This window comes from Xanthomonas cissicola (genome assembly GCF_008801575.1).
In the GTDB taxonomy this organism is placed as follows: Bacteria; Pseudomonadota; Gammaproteobacteria; order Xanthomonadales; family Xanthomonadaceae; genus Xanthomonas; species Xanthomonas cissicola.
In genome coordinates this window covers 1-450 of record NZ_VZPL01000247.1, presented here as the reverse complement: position 1 = coordinate 450, position 450 = coordinate 1, and the positions used below count along the sequence as shown (strand labels likewise).

The 450-nt window shown below is 57.6% G+C and carries 1 protein-coding gene; it reads right to left on the bottom strand.

Going from position 1 to position 450, the window contains the following annotated elements:
- Positions 1 to 265 (bottom strand): MobA/MobL family protein (locus tag F7R02_RS25895; protein ID WP_167521114.1); only part of this gene is annotated, 265 nt, incomplete at its 3' end.
- Positions 266 to 450 lie beyond the last annotated feature (185 nt).

Genomic DNA, 450 nt, shown 5'->3' with positions numbered 1-450 from the left:
CGAAATCTCGGCACACCGTGCTGTTGTGCCGTCGCTCCGCCGCTTCTGCAGCCGCCCAAAGCGCCTGTGGGTCATAGGCCCATGCCGGTGAGCCAGTTGGCGCCATGCAACGCGATTGGATGATGCCCGCCCTACCCCGGTAGTCGTGGCGAGCACCTGATCGGGGATCGGTGAGCAGATAACCACCTCGATAGGCTGCTGCGGCAATTGCGGAATGGCCTTTTGCTCGGCTGTAAGTTTTGATGCGGGTGTGATGGATGGCCATGTGTGTTTCCTGAGTCAGATTTCATCAGTTCTGACTCAAGATTTCGCAAAGATCAATAGTCGTCCCTGAAAAACCCCTGTCAAACCTCCATTGCCATGTTTGCGAGCCGCATAGTGCTTGAGCACGTTGAGGAACGCTCCCGCACCACCTGCAACCAGGCACGCAAAAAGGCGATCCAGCGCAGC